Source organism: Actinomadura opuntiae, from assembly GCF_030283205.1.
Lineage (GTDB): Bacteria > Actinomycetota > Actinomycetes > Streptosporangiales > Streptosporangiaceae > Spirillospora.
The window spans coordinates 19,958-41,463 of the sequence record NZ_JASNWF010000041.1; the positions used below are offsets into that span (position 1 = coordinate 19,958).

At 74.1% G+C, this 21,506-nt stretch carries 25 protein-coding genes and 1 pseudogene; 22 read left to right on the forward strand and 4 right to left on the reverse strand.

Annotation, left to right across the window (positions count from 1 at the left end; genetic code table 11):
* The first annotated feature begins 76 nt into the window (after nucleotides 1-76).
* The 3 genes from QP089_RS47010 to QP089_RS47020 all read left to right on the forward strand — a co-directional run bounded on the left by QP089_RS47010 (nucleotide 77) and on the right by QP089_RS47020 (nucleotide 3,477).
* The gene (locus QP089_RS47010; protein WP_285921119.1) at nucleotides 77-1,027 is read left to right on the forward strand and encodes a tetratricopeptide repeat protein; all 951 of its coding nucleotides are present in this window, start codon (nucleotides 77-79) and stop codon (nucleotides 1,025-1,027) included.
* A 224-nt stretch (nucleotides 1,028-1,251) separates the two neighbouring features.
* Nucleotides 1,252-1,971, forward strand: coding sequence for a cytidylate kinase-like family protein (locus QP089_RS47015; protein WP_285921120.1), 720 nt, complete (start codon nucleotides 1,252-1,254; stop codon nucleotides 1,969-1,971).
* Between the two features lie 102 nt (nucleotides 1,972-2,073).
* On the forward strand, nucleotides 2,074-3,477 hold the full coding sequence (locus tag QP089_RS47020) for an NAD-dependent malic enzyme (protein ID WP_285921121.1): 1,404 nt from the start codon (nucleotides 2,074-2,076) through the stop codon (nucleotides 3,475-3,477).
* A gap of 37 nt (nucleotides 3,478-3,514) precedes the next feature.
* On the opposite strand, the gene QP089_RS47025 is transcribed toward QP089_RS47020, so the two are convergent.
* Nucleotides 3,515-4,195 carry a hypothetical protein gene (locus tag QP089_RS47025; protein ID WP_285921122.1) on the reverse strand — a complete coding sequence of 227 codons (681 nt, stop codon included), beginning with the start codon at nucleotides 4,193-4,195 and terminating at the stop codon, nucleotides 3,515-3,517.
* A 168-nt stretch (nucleotides 4,196-4,363) separates the two neighbouring features.
* Between QP089_RS47025 and QP089_RS47030 the strand changes: the two genes are divergently transcribed.
* The 4 genes from QP089_RS47030 to QP089_RS47045 all read left to right on the forward strand — a co-directional run bounded on the left by QP089_RS47030 (nucleotide 4,364) and on the right by QP089_RS47045 (nucleotide 8,329).
* Nucleotides 4,364-4,939: a YqgE/AlgH family protein gene (locus tag QP089_RS47030; protein ID WP_285921123.1), complete on the forward strand. Its 576-nt coding sequence runs from the start codon at nucleotides 4,364-4,366 to the stop codon at nucleotides 4,937-4,939.
* Between the two features lie 18 nt (nucleotides 4,940-4,957).
* Nucleotides 4,958-5,227, forward strand: coding sequence for a DUF3039 domain-containing protein (locus tag QP089_RS47035; protein ID WP_285921124.1), 270 nt, complete (start codon nucleotides 4,958-4,960; stop codon nucleotides 5,225-5,227).
* Nucleotides 5,228-5,497: 270 nt separating this feature from the next.
* On the forward strand, nucleotides 5,498-6,553 hold the full coding sequence (locus QP089_RS47040; RefSeq protein ID WP_285921125.1) for a zinc metalloprotease: 1,056 nt from the start codon (nucleotides 5,498-5,500) through the stop codon (nucleotides 6,551-6,553).
* A 36-nt stretch (nucleotides 6,554-6,589) separates the two neighbouring features.
* Complete coding sequence (locus tag QP089_RS47045) at nucleotides 6,590-8,329, forward strand: DEAD/DEAH box helicase (RefSeq protein WP_285921142.1); 1,740 nt, start codon at nucleotides 6,590-6,592, stop codon at nucleotides 8,327-8,329.
* Nucleotides 8,330-8,331: 2 nt separating this feature from the next.
* Here the strand turns inward: QP089_RS47045 and QP089_RS47050 are convergent, their stop codons facing one another.
* The 3 genes from QP089_RS47050 to QP089_RS47060 form a co-directional block, all read right to left on the reverse strand.
* Nucleotides 8,332-8,859 carry a gluconokinase gene (locus tag QP089_RS47050; protein ID WP_285921126.1) on the reverse strand — a complete coding sequence of 176 codons (528 nt, stop codon included), beginning with the start codon at nucleotides 8,857-8,859 and terminating at the stop codon, nucleotides 8,332-8,334.
* A 3-nt stretch (nucleotides 8,860-8,862) separates the two neighbouring features.
* Nucleotides 8,863-9,444, reverse strand: coding sequence for an isochorismatase family protein (locus tag QP089_RS47055; protein ID WP_285921127.1), 582 nt, complete (start codon nucleotides 9,442-9,444; stop codon nucleotides 8,863-8,865).
* 94 nt (nucleotides 9,445-9,538) lie between these two features.
* On the reverse strand, nucleotides 9,539-10,891 hold the full coding sequence (locus tag QP089_RS47060; RefSeq protein ID WP_285921143.1) for a nicotinate phosphoribosyltransferase: 1,353 nt from the start codon (nucleotides 10,889-10,891) through the stop codon (nucleotides 9,539-9,541).
* 199 nt (nucleotides 10,892-11,090) lie between these two features.
* Between QP089_RS47060 and clpS the strand changes: the two genes are divergently transcribed.
* From clpS to QP089_RS47135, 15 genes and pseudogenes are all read left to right on the forward strand, one after another.
* Nucleotides 11,091-11,387, forward strand: coding sequence for an ATP-dependent Clp protease adapter ClpS (gene clpS, locus QP089_RS47065; protein WP_151546078.1), 297 nt, complete (start codon nucleotides 11,091-11,093; stop codon nucleotides 11,385-11,387).
* Between the two features lie 31 nt (nucleotides 11,388-11,418).
* The gene (locus QP089_RS47070; RefSeq protein ID WP_285921128.1) at nucleotides 11,419-11,946 is read left to right on the forward strand and encodes a DUF2017 domain-containing protein; all 528 of its coding nucleotides are present in this window, start codon (nucleotides 11,419-11,421) and stop codon (nucleotides 11,944-11,946) included.
* A 176-nt stretch (nucleotides 11,947-12,122) separates the two neighbouring features.
* Nucleotides 12,123-13,055, forward strand: a complete 933-nt coding sequence (locus QP089_RS47075; protein ID WP_285921129.1) for an MEDS domain-containing protein — start codon at nucleotides 12,123-12,125, stop codon at nucleotides 13,053-13,055.
* Between the two features lie 40 nt (nucleotides 13,056-13,095).
* Nucleotides 13,096-13,941: an MEDS domain-containing protein gene (locus QP089_RS47080; protein ID WP_285921130.1), complete on the forward strand. Its 846-nt coding sequence runs from the start codon at nucleotides 13,096-13,098 to the stop codon at nucleotides 13,939-13,941.
* Nucleotides 13,938-14,972 (forward strand): anti-sigma factor RsbA family regulatory protein, encoded by a 1,035-nt coding sequence (locus QP089_RS47085; protein WP_285921131.1) that lies wholly within the window; start codon nucleotides 13,938-13,940, stop codon nucleotides 14,970-14,972. The genes QP089_RS47080 and QP089_RS47085 overlap by 4 nt, the downstream gene beginning before the upstream one ends.
* 33 nt (nucleotides 14,973-15,005) lie before the next feature.
* The gene (locus QP089_RS47090; RefSeq protein WP_285921132.1) at nucleotides 15,006-15,431 is read left to right on the forward strand and encodes a M67 family metallopeptidase; all 426 of its coding nucleotides are present in this window, start codon (nucleotides 15,006-15,008) and stop codon (nucleotides 15,429-15,431) included.
* 71 nt (nucleotides 15,432-15,502) lie between these two features.
* The gene (locus QP089_RS47095) at nucleotides 15,503-15,631 is read left to right on the forward strand and encodes a hypothetical protein (protein ID WP_285921133.1); all 129 of its coding nucleotides are present in this window, start codon (nucleotides 15,503-15,505) and stop codon (nucleotides 15,629-15,631) included.
* A gap of 82 nt (nucleotides 15,632-15,713) precedes the next feature.
* Nucleotides 15,714-15,986 (forward strand): MoaD/ThiS family protein, encoded by a 273-nt coding sequence (locus QP089_RS47100; RefSeq protein WP_285921134.1) that lies wholly within the window; start codon nucleotides 15,714-15,716, stop codon nucleotides 15,984-15,986.
* 20 nt (nucleotides 15,987-16,006) lie between these two features.
* The gene (locus tag QP089_RS47105; protein ID WP_285921135.1) at nucleotides 16,007-16,954 is read left to right on the forward strand and encodes a PLP-dependent cysteine synthase family protein; all 948 of its coding nucleotides are present in this window, start codon (nucleotides 16,007-16,009) and stop codon (nucleotides 16,952-16,954) included.
* Between the two features lie 121 nt (nucleotides 16,955-17,075).
* The gene (locus QP089_RS47110; protein WP_285921136.1) at nucleotides 17,076-17,876 is read left to right on the forward strand and encodes a thioesterase family protein; all 801 of its coding nucleotides are present in this window, start codon (nucleotides 17,076-17,078) and stop codon (nucleotides 17,874-17,876) included.
* 164 nt (nucleotides 17,877-18,040) lie between these two features.
* Nucleotides 18,041-18,943, forward strand: coding sequence for a glutamate racemase (gene murI / locus QP089_RS47115; RefSeq protein ID WP_285921137.1), 903 nt, complete (start codon nucleotides 18,041-18,043; stop codon nucleotides 18,941-18,943).
* A gap of 30 nt (nucleotides 18,944-18,973) precedes the next feature.
* Nucleotides 18,974-19,723, forward strand: coding sequence for an MBL fold metallo-hydrolase (locus tag QP089_RS47120; protein WP_285921138.1), 750 nt, complete (start codon nucleotides 18,974-18,976; stop codon nucleotides 19,721-19,723).
* A gap of 29 nt (nucleotides 19,724-19,752) precedes the next feature.
* Nucleotides 19,753-20,487 carry a ribonuclease PH gene (gene rph / locus QP089_RS47125; protein WP_285921139.1) on the forward strand — a complete coding sequence of 245 codons (735 nt, stop codon included), beginning with the start codon at nucleotides 19,753-19,755 and terminating at the stop codon, nucleotides 20,485-20,487.
* The gene (gene rdgB / locus QP089_RS47130; RefSeq protein ID WP_285921140.1) at nucleotides 20,484-21,119 is read left to right on the forward strand and encodes an RdgB/HAM1 family non-canonical purine NTP pyrophosphatase; all 636 of its coding nucleotides are present in this window, start codon (nucleotides 20,484-20,486) and stop codon (nucleotides 21,117-21,119) included. Before rph ends, rdgB begins: the two co-directional genes overlap by 4 nt.
* 108 nt (nucleotides 21,120-21,227) lie before the next feature.
* A pseudogene (locus QP089_RS47135) lies at nucleotides 21,228-21,506 on the forward strand (hypothetical protein); the annotation flags it as partial.

Below are 21,506 nucleotides of genomic sequence, written 5' to 3' on the forward strand. Positions count from 1 at the left end.
CCGCTCGCAGCGGACGGGGGCACCGGCGGGCGCGGTCATGGGGCAGGATGGACCCATGCCTTCTCGGGACTTTTCGTTGCACGGGGCCATTGACCTGGGGGCCCGCCAGGCGGCCACCAGGAAGCAGCAGGAGCGCCGGGCGCAGGCCGGCGCCGCGCCCGCGGGCGCTCCGGCCGGCGGAGCCGGCGCCGGCGCGGGCGGCCAGTACGTCGTGGACGTCACCGACCAGACGTTCAACACCGAGGTCGTGGAGCGGTCGCAGACCGTCCCGGTGCTCGTCGACTTCTGGGCCGACTGGTGCGGGCCGTGCAAGCAGCTCAGCCCGATCCTGGAGAAGCTCGCCACCGAGGCGGCCGGCAAGTGGATCCTCGCCAAGGTCGACATCGACGCCAACCCGCAGCTCGGCGCGTACATGCAGCAGATGGGCGTGCGCGGCATCCCGTTCGTCGCGGCCGTCGTCGCCGGGCAGCTGCTGCCGTTCCTGAACGGCGCGGCGCCCGAGCCGCAGGTCCGGCAGGCGATCGACCAGCTCTTCGAGGCGCTGCGGCAGGAGGGCATCCTGCCCGAGGCCCCGGAGGGCGAGGCCGCGGCGCAGGGCCAGGCCGCCTCCCCGGCCGACTCGGTCTACGCGGCGGCCGAGGACGCGCTGCAGCGCGGCGACCTCGACGGCGCCAAGGCCGCGTTCGAGCAGGTCCTGGCCGGCAACCCGAGGGACGGCCAGGCCAAGCAGGGCCTCGCGCTGGTGGAGCTCAGCCTGCGGGTGCGCGGGCTGGACGCCGAGCGCGCCGTCCAGGAGGCCGCCGACAAGCCCGGCGACGTGCGCGCCCAGATCCAGGCCGCGGACGTGGAGATGGTGTCCGGCCGGATCGACGACGCGTTCGGGCGGCTGCTCGCCGCGGTGCGCGGCAGCGCGGGCGACGACCGCGACGCGGCCCGCACGCACCTGCTGTCGCTGTTCGAGCTGCTGCCGCCGGACGACCCCCGCGTGGGCAAGGCCCGCCGCTCCCTCCAGGCTGCTCTCTTTTAAATCCCGGCCCAAGGGCCTCGCCTGGCGGCTCGGCCCTTGACCGTGATTGGGCGAGCGCGACCTCGCTTCGCGAGCTTCCCGGTGGGGGCTCGCCTTCGGCTTCGCCCCCACCGGTCAGATAACGCGCTCGCGTGGTGGCCGGCGTCCGGCCGCAGCAGCGGCGGATCGGCCTAGTTCGGGGGGTTTGTGGCCTTGCTTCGCGCGGAATCGGGCATGGGTGCGGTGTGAGCGCTCGTGTCGTGACCATCTCGGCCGCGTTCGGCGCGCGGGGCGACCTCGTCGGGCCCGCCGTCGCCGAGCGGCTCGCGCTGCCGTTCCTCGACCGGGCCATCCCCGTCCAGGTCGCCGGGGAGATCGGCTGCACGCTGGAGGAGGCGCTCGCGCACGACGGCCGCGCCGAGAGCGGCATCGGCCGCATCCTCGCGGGCGCGGCGCGGCTGCCGAACGTCGCGCTCGGCGCCATGGACGTCTACCTGCCCGAGCAGGTGATCCTGCGGCCCGAGGAGTTCGTCCAGCACACCGAGCGCTTCATCCACCGCACGGCGGAGCGCGGCGGGGGCGTGCTGCTCGGCCGCGCCGCCGCCATCGTGCTCGCCGACCGGCCGGGAGTGCTGCACGTCCGGCTGGACGGCCCGCGCGAGCGCCGGCTCGCGGTCGTCGCGCGGGAGTTGGCGAAGGGCGCGGGGAAGCCGGCGCGGGCCGCGGGCGGGCGCGGTGGCCGCGCCGCAGGCGGGACGCGGGGTCCGGGTGAGGCGACCGGGACGCCGGACCGCGATGTTGAGCGTATGCTCGATGACAACGACCGCGCCCGCACGGCCTACGTGAAGCACTTCTACGGGGCCGACCCCGCCGATCCGCGGCTCTACCACCTCGTGATCGACACCACGAGGCTGCCCGTGCCCGCCGCCGCCGACCTGATCGCGGCCGCGGCCCGGGCGCTGTGAGCCGCCCGGCGGAGAGGGCGTCGGCCCCCGGGCGTGCGTGCCCACCAGGGACGCGGCGGCCGGGACGAGGACGTACCCGGTAGCAAGAGGGAGCAGGTTGTCGTGGCGAGCGTGCCCAGCGTTTCGTACTCCATCACCGTCCGGCTGGAGGTCCCGGCCGGCGGCAGGGCGGTCAGCCAGATCACGCACGTGGTCGAGAACGCCGGGGGGATCGTCACGGCCCTCGACGTCAACACCGCCGGGCACGAGACGCTGCGCATCGACGTGACGATCGCCACCCGCGACACCCAGCACGCCGAGGCGATCGCGAGCGCGCTGGAGAAGATCGACGCGATCAAGATCCACAAGGTCAGCGACCGGACCTTCCTGATGCACCTCGGCGGCAAGATCGAGATGCAGTCGAAGGTGCCGCTGCGCAACCGCGACGAGCTGTCGATGGCCTACACCCCCGGCGTCGCGCGGGTGTCGCTGGCGATCGCCCGCAACCCCGAGGACGTCCGCCGGCTGACGATCAAGCGCAACAGCGTCGCGGTGGTCACCGACGGGTCGGCGGTGCTCGGCCTCGGCAACATCGGCCCGGAGGCGGCGCTGCCGGTGATGGAGGGCAAGGCGGCGCTGTTCAAGCGGTTCGCCGGCATCGACGCCTGGCCGATCTGCCTGGACACCCAGGACACCGACGAGATCGTCCGGACGGTGCAGATCCTCGCGCCCGCGTTCGGCGGCATCAACCTGGAGGACATCTCCGCGCCGCGCTGCTTCGAGGTCGAGCGGCGGCTGCGCGAGCTGCTGGACATCCCGGTGTTCCACGACGACCAGCACGGCACCGCGATCTGCGTGCTGGCGGCGCTGACCAACGCGCTGCGGGTCGTCGGCAAGGACATCGCGAACGTGCGCATCACGATGGCGGGCGCGGGCGCGGCGGGCACCGCGATCCTCAAGCTGCTGATGCACGCCGGCGCGCGCGACCTGATCGTCTGCGACTACCGGGGCGCGGTGCACAAGGGCCGCGACGACCTGGACGACTCGCTGCGCTGGATCGCCGACCACACCAACGCCGCCGGCTACTCCGGCGACCTGCGCGGCGCGGTGAAGGACGCGGACGTGTTCGTCGGCGTCTCCGCGCCCGGCATCCTCACCGGCGACGACATCGCGACGATGAACAAGGACGCGATCGTGTTCGCGCTGGCCAACCCGGAGCCGGAGGTGTCGCCGGACGAGGCGCGCGAGCACGCCGCCGTCGTCGCGACCGGGCGCAGCGACTACCCGAACCAGATCAACAACGTGCTGGCGTTCCCCGGGGTGTTCCGTGGGCTGCTGGACGCGCAGGCGAACGGCGTCACCGAGGCGATGCTGGCCGCGGCGGCGCAGGCGCTCGCCGAGGTCGTCACGCCGGGCGAGCTCGGCCCGAACTACATCGTGCCGAGCGTGTTCCACCCTGATGTCGCGTCCCGCGTCGCCGGCGCCGTCCGCGAGGCCGCCGGCGGCCGCCCCCGCACGGAGGCCTGACGAGAACGGGCCCGGCGGGGCCTAGGCCGGGCATAGCCTAGTCGCTCTTCTTGGCGAAGATCTGCTCGCGGCGGCGCGGCCAGATCCCGCCGTACCAGAAGATGACGACGCCGGTGAGCATCACGCCGACGCCGGTCGCGGCCCGCGCCCACAGCACGGTGTCGGGGCCGGTGTGCGGCAGCTTGTTCGGCGCGGTCTTGTTCGGCGCGGCGCCCGCGTGCTTGCAGTTGGCCTTGAGCGTGCGGCTCTCGAGCCGCTGGTTGGCCCAGTCGACCTGGACGAGGGTGCGCCGGTCCTCCTCGAGCTTCACCGTGAGGGTCCTGCTGTCGTGCGCGGCGACGGTGCCGGGGACGGTGGCGCTCTCGTCGTTCTTGACGACGGTGAAGTCCTCGCGCTGCGTCCCGGTGTTGCGGATCGTGACGCGGACCGAGCGCGACGGGCAGGACACCGACCCGATCGAGGCCGTGACGGGCTGCGACGTGCCGCCGGTGGTCGGCGTGCTCGGGGGGCGGCTCGTCGGGGACTTCGTCGGCTTGTGGGACGTGGAGCCGGACGGGGACGGCGTCGTCCCGGTGCCGGAGGTGCTCGGGCTCGGCGAGGCCGAGGCCGTCGAGGAGGCCCGCGCGCCCGAGCCCGACGAGTTCGTCAGGGCCGGGATGGCGATCAGTGCTCCGATCACGAGAAACACTGCGGCGATGACGACCCTGGGCAACTGCATCGCTGTCCTCCTGACCCGCGGGGGGCGTCGAGCGGGCGGCCGGATGATCCGGGATCATTCTCAACCTAGGCGGTTGTGGTGCCGATATCCCCATCGCTAGGAATGCCTAACAGGCTAACGAGCGGGGGGACGTGCCGTGGGAGGTCCGCGCAACGCATGATGGAACCCATGGAAGACGGCATCAGGGTGGGGCTTCTGCTGGTCGCGACCCCGCAATTGGAGGATCCCAACTTCAGGCGCAGCGTCGTCCTGGTGGTCGAGCACGATGTGGACGGGGGCACGCTCGGAGTTGTCCTCAACCGGCCGACCGAGATTCCGGTCGACCGGGTGCTGCCGCCGTGGGCCGAGCTGGTGACCGGCCCCTCGGTGGTGTTCCAGGGCGGCCCGGTCGCGCTGGACAACGCGCTCGCCCTGGCCCGTCTGCCCGGTGAGGACGAGCCGCTCGGCTGGCGGGCGCTGGAGGGCGGCTCGGAGGTCGCCCGGGTCGGCCTGGTCGACCTGGAGGCCCCGCCCGGGCTGCTGGCGCCGGAGCTGCTGCAGCTGCGGGTGTTCGCCGGGTACGCCGGCTGGTCGGCCGGGCAGCTGCGCGGCGAGATCGAGGACGGCGCCTGGTACCTGGTGCCGGCCGAGGCGGGCGACGTGTTCGCCGCCGACCCGGACCGGCTGTGGCAGGAGGTGCTCCGCAGGCAGGGCGGTGACCTGGCGTTCGTCTCCACTTTCCCCGAGGACCCGACGTTGAACTAGCGACGCTGAACTAAGGTGATGGACGTGAGTACGAAGATCCTTCCCGAGAGCGACACCCAGCAGGACGTCCGGCCGGACCTCTCGCACGGTGACGGCGACCACGAGCGGTTCGCCCACTACGTGAAGAAGCAGAAGATCACCGAGAGCGCGGTGACCGGCACGCCCGTGATCGCGCTGTGCGGCAAGGTCTGGGTGCCCAACCGGGACCCGAAGAAGTACCCGGTCTGCCCGGAGTGCAAGGAGATCTACGAGTCCATGCAGCCGGGCGGCGGCAAGGACGGCGAGTGACGGCCGGCTGAGCGCCGGATGAGGGCGCCGGGCCGCGCGGCGACGCGCGAGGCCCGCGTGCGCCCGTGACGGCCCCGCGGTCGAGCGTGCGCCGGCAGGCGGACGCCCGGCCGCGGGGCCGCCGCGTTTCCACACTGCTTTTCTGAACAAACAGGGACATACGGGGGACAGATGCGGCGGTTCGCCGGGGTTTCGGTGTGCGCACTGATGGTCACAGCGTGTGCGGTACCGATTTCGATGAGTGACGGCCCGCGGGGGCGGGCCCGTGCGATGGGGGCGCGCGCGGCCGCCCCGGCCAAGAAGGACGAGGCCGTCCCGGCCGGGAAGCGCGAGGCCGTCCCGGCCGGGAAGGGCGACTGCGTCCCGGGGGCGGCGGCGCGGGCGGCGCGGCCGCGCGACCGGGCCGGGGAGCTGACCCGCGACCAGGTCGTCGCGATGCTCGCGGACCTGCGCGGCACGCTGCGCGAGCGGTACGGGACGCCGGACGAGGCGCGGTTCGACGCGCAGTGGCCGGGCCCGCAGGGGTCCGACGCGCAGAGGTCCGACGCGGGGCGGCGCAGGGTCCGGCTGACGGTCCCGGTGCGGTTCCACACGCTTGCCGCCGGACGGAGCGGCCGGCTGTCCGCGGCGTCGGTGCGCGGCCAGATCGCCACGCTGAACGCGGCCTACGGCGGGCGGATGGGCGGCGCGGACACCGGCGTTCGGTTCCGCCTCGTCCACTACGACGTCACGAACAAGGCCGCCTGGTTCTACCACCCGCAGAAGTACGAGCGCCGCATCAAGCAGCGGCTGCGCAAGGGAGGGCGCGGCACGCTCAACCTCTACACCGCAGCGGTGGGCAGCGACGTGCTGGGCTTCTCCACGTTCCCGCAGTGGTATCGCAGGAGCCCGCGCCTGGACGGCGTCGTCGTCGACTACCGCAGCCTCCCGCACGGGACGTACCGGCGCTTCAACCGGGGCTACACCGCCGTGCACGAGATCGGGCACTGGCTGGGGCTGCTGCACACGTTCCAGGGCGGCTGCACGCCGCCGGGCGACGGGGTGTCCGACACCCCGTACGAGGCGACGCCCGCGCAGGGATGCCCGCATTACAAGGACACCTGCCCGCAGCGCGGCGACGACCCGGTGCACAACTTCATGAACTACGGCTTCGACTCCTGCATGCGGAGCTTCACCGCAGGTCAGGGCCGCCGCATCCGGGCCGCGTGGGCCGCCTACCGGGTCCCGAAGCGGCGGCACGGGCACGGGCGCAAACGGGGTCGCCGGAGTGTGGATCGCGGCACAGGGGAGGCCGGGGCGGCGCGATCTGTCGGTGGGTCTCGGTAGCCTGCTATGACCGTGAGCACCTTCGCCGCATCGAGCATGCCCCCCGCGTTCCCCGAGCGGGCCGCCTGGGGGACCGCGCAGTCCCTGCGCGCCTGGCAGCAGCAGGCGCTGGAGGCTTACTTCGGCGCGGACGGGCAGGGGCCCGGCCCGCGCGACTTCCTCACCGTCGCCACGCCCGGCGCCGGTAAGACGACGTTCGCGCTGCGGCTGGCCCGCGAGCTGCTGGACCGGCGGATCGTCCAGTCGCTCACCATCGTCTGCCCGACCGAGCACCTCAAGCGGCAGTGGGCCGAGTCCGCCGACCGGGTCGGCATCAGGATCAATCCGGAGTACCAGAACGGCGACGGCCCGGTCGGCAAGGACTTCCACGGCATCGCGGTCACCTACGCGACCGTCGCGGCGCGGCCGGCGCTGCACCGCAACCGCACCGAGCAGCGCAAGTCCCTGGTGATCTTCGACGAGGTGCACCACGCGGGCGACGGCCTGTCCTGGGGCGACGCCGTCCGGGAGGCGTTCGAGCCGGCGACCCGGCGGCTCGCGCTGTCGGGCACCCCGTTCCGCACCGACATCAACCCGATCCCGTTCGTCCGCTACGAGGAGGGCCCGGACGGGATCAGGCGCAGCCGGGCCGACTACACCTACGGCTACGGCCCGGCGCTCGCCGACGGGGTCGTCCGCCCGGTCATCTTCCTGGCGTACGCGGGGGAGATGCGCTGGCGCACCCGCGCCGGCGACGAGATCACCGCGACGCTCGGCGAGCCGCTCACCCAGGACCAGACCGCGCAGGCGTGGCGGGCCGCGCTCGACCCCAAGGGCGACTGGATCAGGCAGGTGCTGGCCGCCGCCGACCGCCGGCTCACCGAGCTGCGCCGCGCCATCCCGGACGCGGGCGGGCTGGTCATCGCCACCGACCACGAGGCCGCCCGCGCCTACGCCAAGATGCTGCGCGCGGTCACCGGGCAGGGCGCCACGATCGTGCTGTCGGACGACCCGACCGCGTCCAAGAAGATCAAGGCGTTCGGCGAGACCGAGGACCGGTGGATGGTCGCGGTCCGGATGGTGTCGGAGGGCGTCGACATCCCGCGGCTGGCCGTCGGCGTCTACGCCACCTCCACCAGCACGCCGCTGTTCTTCGCGCAGGCGGTCGGCCGCTTCGTCCGCGCCCGCAGGCGCGGCGAGACCGCGTCGGTGTTCCTGCCGTCGGTGCCCACGCTGATGGGGCACGCCGCCGAGCTGGAGGAGGAGCGCGACCACGTCCTCGACCGGCCGGTCCGCGAGGACGGCCTCGACGACGACCTGCTCGCCGAGGCCAACCGCAAGCAGGACTCCCCGGACGTCGGCGAGGAGCTGCCGTTCGAGACGGTCGAGGCGTCCGCGACGTTCGACCGCGTCCTGTACGACGGCGGCGAGTTCGGCATGCAGGCCCAGCCGGGCTCCGCCGAGGAGGAGGAGTTCCTCGGCATCCCCGGGCTGCTGGAGCCCGAGCAGGTGACGCAGCTGCTGCGCAAGCGGCAGGCCGACCAGATCGCCAACGAGCGCCGGCGCAAGACCGGCGACCCGCGCGCCGACCGCACCTCCGCCGAGGACCTGCACGCCCTGCGCAAGGAGCTGAACGGCCTGGTCAACGCGTGGAACCACCGCACCGGCCAGCCGCAGGGCGTGATCCACAGCCAGCTGCGCTCCGCCTGCGGCGGCCCGCCCGTCCCGCAGGCCAGCGCCGAGGAGATCCGCGCGCGGATCACCAAGATCCGCGAATGGGCCACCAAGCGCGCCTGACCTCAGTGCTCGGGCGTCAGGTCCAGGGACTTGATGATGCGGGTGACCGTCTCCTCGGGGGAGTCGGTGACGGGGACGGTCAGGACGTGCTCGTCCGGGGCCGGGCGCTCGAGGTCGGCGAACTGGCTGTCCAGCAGGTCGGCGCCGAAGAAGTGGCCGTGCCGCCTGCGCATCCGCTCGGCGATGACGTCGCGGTCGCCGTCGAGCAGCACGGTGCGGACGCCGGGCCGGCCGCCGGCCAGCTCGTCGCGGTAGGCGCGCTTGAGGGCCGAGCAGGTGACGACGCCGGGCCGTCCGGAGGTGAGCCGGTCGTCGATCCAGGCGGCGATGGCGCGCAGCCAGGGGGCGCGGTCGGCGTCGGTCAGCGGGTGCCCGGCGCGCATCTTGGCGATGTTGGCCGCGGAGTGGAACGCGTCGGCCTCGGCGTAGTCCCAGCCGAGCCGCTCGGCGAGCAGGCTCCCGACGGTGGTCTTGCCGCTGCCGGACACGCCGGCGACCAGGATGACCGTGGGCTTTCGGGGGGTGCTCACGGTTCAGGCGCCCACGACCGGGTCGCCGGAGAGGGTCACGCCCTCGCGGCCGAGCTCGTCGAGGGTGCGGTCGACGGTGGTCTTGGCGACGCCCGCCGTCAGGTCGAGCAGCACGGTGGTGCGCAGCCCGGCGCGGGCGGCGTCGACGGCGGTGGCGCGGACGCAGTGGTCGGTGGCGATCCCGACGATGTCCACGGCGTCGACGCCGCGGGCGGACAGCCAGTCGGCGAGCGGGACGTCGTCGTCGGAGACGCCCTCGAAGCCGCTGTAGGCGGCGCTCTCGCGGCCCTTGCTGAACACCGTCTCGATGGGGGCGAGCGTCAGCGCGGGATGGAAGTCGGCGCCGGGAGTGCCGATCACGCAGTGCGGGGGCCAGCTGTCGACGTAGTCGGGGTGGTCGGAGAAGTGGTCGCCCGGGTCGAGGTGGAGGTCGCGGGTCGCGACGATGTGCGCGTAGCCGGCGCCGCGCTCGGCGAGGTGGCCGGAGATGGCCGCCGCCACGCCCGCGCCGCCGCCGACGGCCAGCGACCCGCCCTCGCAGAAGTCGTTCTGCACGTCCACGATGATCAGAGCCTTCTTGCCCACGACCGCTCCTCTGCCGGTTTCTCCCCGCCGTCGACGCTACCCCAGCGCCCCCGGTGCCCTTCAGTGTCCCGCCCGGCCGTCCGCCGTGCGCCGGTCAGGCGCGCGGGCCGCCGTCCACGAACTCGGTGGGGACGGCCGGCTCGCCCTTGGACAGCTGGAGCGCGGTCGGCGGCAGCTCCGCGACGGAGCGGACGTGCCGCTCGCGGGCGTCCCGCAGCGACTCGCGCCCGACGATCTCGCCGTCGCGGACGAGCGGGACGTGCAGCACGCGGTCGCGCCGGCCCGGGGCGGGCTCGCCGATCGACACCGTCTCGGCGTAGGCGGTGCCGTGCGCGTCGATGCGCCGGACGGCGCCCTTGCGGCCGCCGCGGCTCGGCTTGCCCGTGGACCGCTTCGCGACCGGGCGCATGGGCGCGTCCTCGTCCGGGCCGTCGGCGCGGGCGACGAGCTTGTAGACGAGCGAGGCGGTCGGGGCGCCCGACCCCGTCACCAGGGACGTCCCCACGCCGTAGCCGTTCACCGGCGCCGCCGCGAGGGCGGCGATGCCGTACTCGTCGAGGTCGCCGGTCACCACGATGCGGGTGTCGTGCGCGCCGAGCGAGTCGAGCTGCTCGCGCACGCGGCGGGCCACCACGCCGAGGTCGCCGCTGTCGATGCGGACGGCGCCCAGCGACGGGCCCGCCAGCTCCACGGCCGTCCGGACGGCCCGCTCGACGTCGTAGGTGTCGACCAGCAGCGTCGTGCTCTCGCCCAGGGACGCCAGCTGCGCCTCGAACGCGTGCCGCTCGCTGTCGTGCAGCAGCGTGAAGGAGTGCGCGCTCGTCCCGGCCGTGGGAACGCCGTAGAGCCGGCCCGCCTCCAGGTTCGAGGTGGTGGTGAACCCGGCGATGTAGGCGGCGCGGGCGGCCGCGACGGCGGCGCGCTCGTGGGTGCGCCGCGACCCCATCTCGATGATCGGGCGGTCCTGCGCGGCCTGCACCATCCGGGACGCGGCCGACGCGATCGCGCAGTCGTGGTTGAGGATCGACAGCACGATGGTCTCCAGCAGGACCGCCTCGGCGAACGTCCCCTCCACCACCAGGATGGGCGATTCCGGGAAGTAGCAGTCGCCCTCGGCGTAGCCCCAGACGTTCCCGGAGAAGCGGTACTTCTCCAGCCACTGCGCCGTCGGCTCGTCCACGATCCCGTTGGCGGCCAGGAACTCCAGCTCCGCGGCGTCGAACCGGAACGCCTCGATCGCGTCCAGCAGCCGCCCGGTGCCGGCGACGACGCCGTAGCGGCGGCCGGCGGGCAGGCTGCGCGCGAACACCTCGAAGACCGCGCGCCGGCCGGCCGTCCCGCTGCGCAGCGCGGCCTGCAGCATCGTCAGCTCGTACCGGTCGGTCAGCAGTGCGGTGCCGTCGTCAAGGTCCACAAGTGGAACCCTATGGCCAGGTGCGGGCACCATGGACATGGAGGTCATCACACCCGGCGGCGCCTCCCGGCGGGGCGCGGAGGGGGGCGCACAGCGCGCGGACGGGCCGCGGGCGACGGGCGAAGATCGCACCCGACGGCGCGGGGACGCATAGCATCGGGTGCGTGGGCGGCCCGACAACGCGGGGAAGGGGGATACGGCCGATGAACGTCGTGAGCGGCGGAGGGGGATCATGAGCACGGCACCCGCGCCGGTCGAGCTGGAGCGGCCCGACGCCGAGGAGGACGTGCGCGCCGACCGGCCGTGGCTGGCGATCGTCTGGAACGACCCGATCAACCTGATGTCCTACGTCACGTACGTGTTCCAGACCGTCTTCGGGTACCCCAAGAGCAAGGCCGAGAAGCTGATGCTGGACGTCCACCACAAGGGCCGGGCCGTCGTGGCCAAGGGCACGCGGGAGGAGATGGAGCGGGACGTGGAGATCCTGCACTCCTACGGGCTGTGGGCCACCGTGAAAAGGGACGACTGATCCCCGGCGAAGCTTTGGGCGGAGCGATCCGATGAGCAACGTGAAGAAGACCCGCAAGGGCATCGTCGTACGGCTGGAGCCGGAGGAGACGGCGCTGGTGCGGGCGCTGATGGAGCAGCTGGTCACCCTCCTCGGGGACACCCCGGGCGACGACGGCGAGCTGGCCTCCGTGGGCATCACCGAGAACGCCGTCAAGCCGGACGACCCGGTGCTGGCGCGGCTGTTCCCCGACGCCTACCGCGACGACGGCGAGGCGGCCGGGGAGTTCCGCCGCTACACCGAGATGGGACTGCGGGACGGCAAGCGCGAGGCGGCGCAGGCGGTGCTGGACGAGCTGAAGGACCCGGGCGCCGACATCGTCCTCGACAAGGAGCATGCGCAGATGTGGCTGCGCGCGCTGAACGACGTGCGGCTGGCGCTCGGCACCCGGCTGGACATCAGCGAGGAGTGGTACGAGGAGGCCGAGCAGCTCGACCCGCGTGACCCGCGCGCGCCGATGTTCGCCGCCTATGACTGGCTGACGATGCTGCAGGAGGGCCTCGTCCGCGCCCTCTGGTAGCGGCTCCCTGACAGCGACTCCGGCGCCCGCGGGGCGGGCGTTCCCGTCCGCACCCGGCCATCCGCGACATCACCGATTGTCGGGACGCGGACGCCCTCGGTGGTGTCCACTGATGGGTGAGGGGACGCCGCCGAGTCCCGCCGCGAAGGCGGGCCGCTAGCCAACCGGAGGGCGCGATGCCGGCAACGACCGGTCACAGCAAGCCCGTCGGCTCGATGGAGCTGGGCGACCACCTGTGCCTTTTCTTCGACAACGACGCCGAGCGGCGGTCGGTCATGGCCGCCTACGTCCGCGACGGGGTGCGCGCGGGCCACAAGGTGATCTACATCTCCGACGCGGTGCCCGCGCGGGAGGTCGCCGCCTGGCTCGGCGGCCGGGCGGGCGCCGGGCCCGACGCCGCTCGCCCGCAGGAGGACGACCCGTTCGACTTCGCCGCGGCGCTGGACGCCGGGCACTTCGTCGTCCGCACCGCCGAGGAGACGTTCCTGGCCAGCGGCAGGTTCGACCCGGACGAGAGCCTGCGGCTGATGGCCACGGAGATCGACCTGGCGCTCGTCCAGGGCTACTCGGGGGTCCGGATCGCCGGGGAGGCGCGGTTCTCGCTGCGCCGCTGGCCCGGGACCGAGCGGCACGGCGACTTCGAGCGCATGCTCGACCAGGCGTTCATGACCACCGACCTGAAGGCGATGGCGATCTGCCAGTTCGACCGCCGCTGGTTCGACGAGCCGCGGCTGGCGGTGATGGAGGGCGCCCACATGGGCCGGGTGCGGGCCGACGACCACTACGACGACGGCGCGCTGCGGATCACGCCGACCTTCGCGCCGCCGGGCGCGGCGCTGGCCGGGGTGCTGGACGCGGCGACCGCGCCGGCCGCGGAGAAGGTGCTGGCGTCGGTCGCGTCCACGGCGGGCCTGCTCTGCCTGGACCTGCACGGCCTGACCGGCTGGGACGAGGCCGGGCTGCGGCTGCTGGCCGACGCGGACCGGCCGGGCCTCGGCGCGGGCCGCGGCCTGCTGCTGCGCGGCGCCCCGCCCGAGCTGGCCGGCCGGCTGCGCGCCTCCGGGCTGCTGGCGCGGTCGGGCGTGTCGGTCGAGGAACGGACCGGGTGACCCCGGGCCCGGACCCGGCGAGCGGAGGGACGTGTCGCGCATGGCAGGCGGGAACCGCACGGCGGTCGGCGGCATGCGCTTCGGCGACCACCTCTACCTCGCCTACGACAACGGCGCGGAACGGCACGCCGTCCTGGCGGCCTACCTGCGCGGCGGGCTGCGGGCCGGGCACGCCCTGCTCTACCTGGCCGACGGCGAGCCCGCGGAGGCCGTGCGCGACCGGCTGCGGGCGGTCTTCGCGGCGGACGACCCCGACCTGCTCGCGGCCCTCAACGACGGCCGGCTGGCCGTGCCCGCCACCGCCGGGCGCCCGGCCGGCGAGATGATCGCGGCGGCCGGTGGCCGGGGCGCCGGGGTCCGGGTGACCGTCGAGGCGTCGCCGGCGTCGCGCGGCTGGCCCGGCACCGACGGGTTCGCGGCGTTCGAGGACGCCGTGGGCCGGGCGGTGGCGCGGACCGGGGACGCGATGGCGCTGTGCCAGTTCGACCGGCGCTGGTTCGGGTCCGGCCTGCCGGACGCGCTGGACGCGTGCCACGGCGGGCGGGCCGGCGCCGACGCCGTCTTCGACGACGGCGCGCTGCGGATCGACCCGCTGTTCGCCCCGCCGGGCCTCCGGCTGTCCGGCTCGATCGACGAGTCGACGCTGCCGGGGCTGCTGGCGGCGCTGCGCGGGCTCGACGACCGCGCCGCGCACGTGTGCCTCGACCTGGCCGGGGTGGAGTTCTGCGACCTGGCCGGGCTGCGCGCGCTGGTCGGCGTGAACGAGTGGAGCATCGTCCCCGACCGGCTGGTCGTGCTGCGGTCGGCGCCCCGCTGCGTGGAGATGATGATGCGGGTGACCGGCTGGGAGGGCGTGCCCGGGATCGTCCGCGAGGGGGCGCGATGAGCGCTCACCGGGCGGGCCCGCCGCAGGCCCGCGACGTCCTGCCGGAGGCGCCGCCGCAGACCGGCGGCCGCGACGCGCTGGTGCACCGGGCGGTGCCGTACGGCTGGCCGCGCGAGCTGGCGCTGACCGCTGTCCCGTACCTGCGGGCCGGGCGGCGCGCGGGCGAGGCGGTGGTGGTGATCGCGTCGGAGCCGGTCCGGGTGACGCTGCGCGAGCAGCTCGGCGCCGAGACCTGCACCGGGATCGAGTTCATCGACTCCGGCGACTGGTTCGGCGGCCCGATGCGGGCGCTGGCCGGCTACCACGACCGGATGCGCGCCGACTGGTGGCCGCGCGGGCGGCTGCGGCTGCTCGCCGAGCCGGTGTGGGACGGGCTGACGCCGCTGGAGACGCGCGAGTGGCAGCGGCACGAGTCGCTGCTGAACGTGGTGTTCGCCGGCACCCCGACCATGATGATGTGCGCCTACGACACGGCGTCGCTGCCCCGGAACGTGCTGGACGGCATGGCCCGCACGCACCCGGAGCTGACCGGCCCGGACGGCCCGCGCCCCAGCCCCGCGTACACCGACCCCGCCGAGTACTACGCCGAATGCAACGCGGGCGCGCTGCCGCCGCCCCCGACCGCCGCCGCGCACCGGGCGTTCGGCGCGGGCGGGCTGCCGTCGCTGCGCGGCTTCCTCGCCGCCGGGGCCGCCCGGCTCGGACTGCCGGAGGGCCGGACGCTGCCGCTCGTGCTGGCGGTGAACGAGGTCGCCACGATGATCGTCCGGGACGGCGGCGGGCACGGCTCGGTGCGGCTGTGGGCCGAGGCCGGCGAGCTGGTCTGCGACGTGGCCGGTCCCGGCCGCGCGCTCACCGACCGGTTCCTCGGCTACACCCCGCCGCGCCTCCCGCCCGCCGGCGACGGGCCGGGCGGCCGCGACGCCGAGGGCGCGATGTGGGCGGTGCGCCGGCTCTGCCACATCGTGCAGATCAGGTCCGGCGCGGGCGGCACCCAGATCCGGCTGCACGTCCGGCTCGACGGCGGGTGAGGCGCGCGCCCGCCGGGGCGGTAGCCTTCGGGCATGCTGACGATCGAGCGTGCCCTGGTCGAGAAGATCGTCGCGCATGCGCGCGCCGACCATCCGGACGAGGCATGCGGCATCATCGCCGGCCCGATCGGGTCCGACCGGCCCGTCCGGTACGTCGCGATGACCAACGCCGAGCGGTCCCCGACGTTCTACCGGTTCGACTCGCAGGAGCAGCTGAAGCTGTGGCGCGAGATGGACGACCGCGACGAGGAGCCGGTGGTGATCTACCACTCGCACACCGCGACCGAGGCGTACCCGTCCCGCACCGACATCTCCTACGCCTCCGAGCCGAACGCGCACTACGTGCTCGTGTCGACCCGCGCCGAGGGCACCGAGGAGTTCCGGTCGTACCGGATCGCGGACGGCGAGGTGACCGAGGAAGAGGTCCGGATCGTCGACTCCTACGACGCCGGGCACTGAGCCCGGTCGCCGGGGTCGCGGAGCCGATGGCGGCGGGGAGCGGCCGGAACGCGGCCGGTAAACTGGTCGACATGTGGACGAGCGGGGACGTGACGGGCGTGCGGCGCCGCGTCCCGGCCCTCGCGCTGCCACCCGTACAGAGCTTCCTGTTCGGGCATTCGCGCGCCGAGGTCGTCTACGACTGTTCGCCGGCCCGTTGATCCTGCCCGGAATTCCCCCGCTGCCCGCCCGGTTGTGACGCAGAGGGCGGGGAGCCCCGTACGACCGAAGGAGATCATCGCGATGGCGATCGAGGTCCGGATCCCGACGATCCTGCGCAACCTCACCGACGGCGCCAAGGCCGTCGAGGGCAAGGGCGGCACGCTCGACGAGCTGTTCACCGACCTGGACTCCCGCCACCCCGGGCTGCGCGACCGGCTGGTGGACGACAAGGGCCTGCGCCGGTTCGTCAACGTCTACCTCAACGACGAGGACGTGCGCTTCCTCGGCGGCCTGGAGACCGAGGTCTCCGACGGCGACGGCGTGACGATCCTGCCGGCCGTCGCGGGCGGCTGAGCCGGGCTGGACGGGCCGACATGCGATTCGACTCGCTGCTGGACTCGCTCGGCGGCACCCCGCTGGTCGGGCTGCCGCGGCTGTCGCCGAGCGCCGACGTCCGGCTCTGGGCCAAGCTGGAGGACCGCAACCCGACCGGGTCGGTGAAGGACCGGCCCGCCTTCTACATGATCGAGAAGGCGGAGAAGGACGGCCTGCTGACGCCGGGCTGCACGATCCTGGAGCCGACGTCCGGGAACACCGGCATCTCGCTGGCCATGGTCGCCAAGCTGCGCGGCTACCGGATGGTGTGCGTGATGCCGGAGAACACCTCGGCGGAGCGCCGCCAGCTGCTGGAGATGTGGGGGGCGGAGATCATCCCCTCGCCCGCCGCGGGCGGCTCGAACGAGGCGGTCCGGGTGGCGAAGGGGCTGGCGGCCGAGAACCCCGACTGGGTGATGCTGTACCAGTACGGCAACGAGGCCAACGCGCTGGCGCACTACGAGACGACCGGGCCGGAGATCCTCGCCGACCTGCCGTCGGTGACGCACTTCGTCGCGGGGCTCGGCACCACCGGCACGCTGATGGGCGTCGGCCGGTACCTGCGCGAGCAGGTGCCGGACGTGAGGATCGTCGCCGCGGAGCCGCGGTACGGCGAGCTGGTGTACGGGCTGCGCAACATCGACGAGGGCTTCATCCCCGAGCTGTACGACGACTCGATACTGACGACCCGGTTCTCCGTCGGGTCCCGGGACGCGCTGCGCCGCACCCGTGAGCTGCTGGAGCAGGAGGGCATCTTCGCGGGCATCTCGACGGGCGGCGCGCTGCACGCCGCGATCGGCATGGCGAACAAGGCGGTGAAGGCGGGCGAGCGCGCCGACATCGTGTTCGTCGTCGCCGACGGCGGCTGGAAGTACCTGTCCACCGGCGCCTACGGCGGCACGCTGGAGGAGGCCGAGGCGCGCCTGGAGGGCCAGCTCTGGGCCTGAGCCGGGCGTGATCCCGGCCACGGCGGCATCGCGGCCGGCACGGTAGAGTTCGTTCTCGAATGAGATTCTAGAACCGTGCCGGCCGGGTGGACGCCCGCCGGCCGGAACGGGGAGACAGCGCATGGGCGGGTTCGAGGCGGCCACCGCGGTCAGGCGGATCGGCGAGGGCCGGTACGCGGCCGATCTGGACGGCGACTTCGGCTTCGCCGAGGCGCTGAACGGCGGCTACCTGATGGCCGTCCTCGGCCGCGCCGCCGTCGACGCCTCCCCGCACGCGCACCCCATCGCCACCGCCGCGACGTTCCTGCGCCCCGCCAAGCCCGGCCCCGCCGAGCTGGTCGTCGACACCCGCAAGAGCGGCCGCACCGCCGCCACCGCGCTGGTCAGCCTCGTCCAGGGCGGGCGTCCCGCGGTGGAGGCGCTCATCACCACCGGCACCCTCGACGCCGCCGCCGAGCCCGCGTTCGCCGGCCCCGCGCCCGCCGTGGAGGTCCCGCCGCTGGCCGAGTGCACCAGCATGCTGCCGGAGGAGGGCACCGAGGGCTTCGCCGGCCAGGTCGACATGCGCTTCGACCGCTCCACCATGGGCTGGCTGGACGGCACGCCGAGCGGCCGGCCGGAGATCCGCGCCTGGTTCCGGCTGCGCGACGAGTACGGCCCGGACGCCTTCTCCCTCGCGCTCACCGTCGACGCGCTCCCGCCCGTCGCGCTCAACCTCGGCTCCAAGGGCTGGGCGCCGACCGTCGAGCTCACCTGGCACATGCGGGCCGTCCCGGCGCCCGGCTGGCTCGCCGTGCACGGCACCGGGCGGCTGCTGTCGGACGGCTGGTTCGACGAGGAGGTCGAGGTCTGGGACTCGGCCGGGCGCCTGGTCGCGCAGAGCCGCCAGATCGCCCGCGTCGGCATCGGCGCCAAGAAGTGACCCCCGGGCGGCGCGCGGCGTGACGCGCTTCACCGGCGTTTCGCGCGCCCGGCGAACCGATCGCGCGCGCCGCCCGTGAACTGGCGCGTTTTCCAACGGGTGACGGTGTGATGTCCAACGCATGACGCACCTGGACGGGGGTAAGTCGCCTAGCCTGTAGGACCATGTCAGCGACCGGCGACCTCGACCCGACCGCGCCCTCATCCGGTCACCGGTCGGACCTGCCGATCGGTGTGTTCGACAGCGGATTCGGCGGCCTCACCGTGGCGCGCGCGATCCTCGACCAGCTGCCGAACGAGCCGATCGTCTACCTCGGCGACTCGGCCCGCCAGCCGTACGGGCCGCGCCCGATCGCCGAGGTCCGCGCGTACGCCCTGGAGATGCTCGACCAGCTCGTCGACGAGGGCGTGAAGATGCTGGTGATCGCCTGCAACAGCGCCAGCTCGGCGATGCTGCGCGACGCCCGCGAGCGCTACGACGTCCCGGTCGTCGAGGTGATCAACCCGGCGACGCGGCGCGCGGCCCGCGCCACCTCCAACGGCCGGGTCGGGCTGATCGCGACGCACGCCACCGTCACCAGCCGCGCCTACGACGACGCGTTCGCGGCCGCGCCGCACATCGAACTGGTCAGCGCGGCCTGCCCGCGCTTCGTCGAGTTCGTCGAGGCGGGCGTGACGATGGGGGAGGAGCTGCTGGACGCGGCGCGCGGCTACCTGCGGCCGATCGTGGCCGCCGGATGCGACACCCTCATCCTCGGCTGCACCCATTACCCACTGCTGACCGGCGTCATCTCGTATGTCGTCGGCGACGGGGTCACACTGGTATCGAGCGCCGACGAGACCGCCAAGGACGTGTATCGAGTGCTGCACGACCAGGGGCTGGCGCGCGACGAGGCGAGGCCCCGGCCACGGCACCGGTTCCGCGCGACCGGTGATCCCGCCGTGTTCGCCGAACTCGGCCGGCGGTTCCTCGGACCGGAGATCGACGCGGTGGAGACGGCCGGCCAGGCCGGGCCGGGCGGCGCGGGGGGCACCGGCCCCGCCTTGAGCAAGGCTCTGACGACCTGATTCCTCGGGGACACAAGAGGAGGAGTGAGCGTGCGGGTCACAGTGATCGGCTGCTCCGGCAGTTTCCCGGGGCCGGACAGCCCCGCGTCCAGCTACCTGATCGAGGCCGACGGCTACGCGCTCGTGCTCGATCTCGGCAACGGCGCCCTCGGATCGCTGCAGCGCTTCCGCTCGCTGCAGGAGATCGACGCGGTGTGCGTCTCGCACCTGCACGCCGACCACTGCCTGGACCTGTGCGGGCTGTGGGTGGCGCGCACCTACCATCCCGAGGGCCCGCAGCCGCGGCTGCCGGTGCACGGCCCCGAGGGGACCGCGGTGCGGATGGCGAAGGCCTACGACCTGGAGCCCGAGCCGGGGATGTGCGAGACGTTCGACTTCCACGTGCTGCGCCGCGGCCCGTACGAGATCGGACCGTTCCGGGTGACGACCGCGCTGATGCCGCACCCGGTGGAGGCGTACGCGTTCCGCATCGAGCACGGCGGCAAGGCGCTCGCCTACTCCGGTGACACCGGGGTGTCCGACACCCTGGTGGAGCTGGCGCGCGGCGCCGACCTGTTCCTGTGCGAGGCGTCGTTCCTGGAGGGGCCCGGCCTGCCGTCCGAGCTGCACCTGACCGCGCGGGAGGCGGGCGAGCACGCCGCCCGCGCCGACGCCGGCCGCCTGGTGCTCACCCATCTGGTGCCGTGGAACGACCAGGACATGTCGCTGAAGGAGGCCAAGGCCAGCGGCTACGGCGGCGACATCGAGCTGGCCCGGGTGGGCGCCTCCTACGACCTGTGACCCGCCGTCCGGGCACTAGGGTGGTGCGCATGGCACGCCCCGATGATCGCGCACCGGACCAGCTCCGCCCCGTCCGCATCCAACGCGGATGGCTCGACCACGCGGAGGGGTCGGTGCTCGTCGAGTTCGGCCGGACGCGGGTGCTGTGCGCGGCCTCCGTGCAGGACTCGGTGCCCCGCTGGCGGCGCGACAGCGGCCTCGGCTGGGTCACCGCCGAGTACGCGATGCTGCCCCGCGCGACCAACACCCGCAACGACCGCGAGTCCATCAAGGGCCGGGTCGGCGGACGCACGCACGAGATCTCCCGGCTGATCGGCCGGTCCGTCCGGGCGTGCCTCGACCTCAAGGCGCTCGGCGAGAACACCGTCCAGCTCGACTGCGACGTGCTGCAGGCCGACGGCGGCACCCGCACCGCCGCGATCACCGGCGCCTACGTCGCGCTCGCCGACGCGGTGTCGTGGATGCGCGAGCGCAAGATGCTGCGCGGGAACCCGCTGGTCACCTCGGTCGCGGCGGTGAGCGTCGGCGTCGTCGCCGGGGAGGCGCGGCTCGACCTGTGCTACGAGGAGGACTCGGCCGCCGGCACCGACATGAACGTGGTGTGCACCGGCGACGGGAGGTTCGTCGAGGTGCAGGGCACCGCCGAGGGCGCCCCGTTCGACCGCGCCGAGCTGGACGCGCTGCTCGACCTCGCCGCGGGCGGCTGCGCCGACCTGACCCGGCTGCAGAACGAGGCCCTGCAGAAGGGGAAGCCGGGTCGGTGACGCGGATCGTGCTGGCGACCCGCAACGCGGGAAAGATCGCCGAACTGGAGCGGATCCTCGGCGGCATCGACGTGGCGGGCCTCGCGGAGTTCCCGGACGCCCCCGACGTCCCCGAGACCGAGTTGACCTTCGAGGGCAACGCGCTGCTGAAGGCCCGCGCGATCGCCGCGCACACCGGCCTGCCGGCCGTCTCCGACGACTCGGGGTTGTGCGTGGACGCGCTGAACGGGATGCCGGGCGTGCTGTCGGCCCGCTGGTCGGGACGGTTCGGCGACGCCGCCGGCGACAAGGACGCCGCGAACCTCCAGCTCGTCCTCGACCAGCTCGGCGACGTCGCCGACGGCCTGCGCGGCGCGGCGTTCGTGTGCGCGGCGGCGCTGGTGGTCCCGGCGGGCGGCGGCCGCGCCGCGGTCGAGCACACGGTCGAGGGCCGGATGCGCGGGACGGTGCTCCGCGCGCCGCGCGGCACCGGTGGCTTCGGCTACGACCCGATCTTCCTGCCGGACGGCGAGACCCGCACGACCGCGGAGATGGCGCCGGCGGAGAAGGACGCGATCAGCCACCGGGGCCGGGCGTTCCGGGCGCTGGCCGAGCTTCTCCCGGACGCGCTCGCCGCCGCCGGCCGCCGCTGAGCCGGCCGGTTCCCGGAATCTCCTAGAATTCCTCCCGGGTCATGACAACCGGACGGGCCGCCGCGGGGGTTCTGAGGGGTGTACGGACGACGTCCCCCGAGGAGCAACATGATCGACAAGGGTCGCATCCGCCGCGGGCCGATGCTGGCGGTGGCCGGGGCGGTGGGCGCGGGCGCGCTCGCCGCCGGGATCTGGACGGCCGCCGGCTCCGGCTCGTCGCCGCACGTCACGCCGGTGGCGGAGCGGAACGCGCTGGCGCATCCGAAGACCCCCGCCCCCGCGCCGCCGGCGCGGCACTGCGCGCCGGGGCGGCCGCCGGCGGTCCGCAGTCCCGCACCGGCCCCGCCGAAGGCGGCGCCGGGGGCGCCGGCCGAGCCGTCCGCCGTG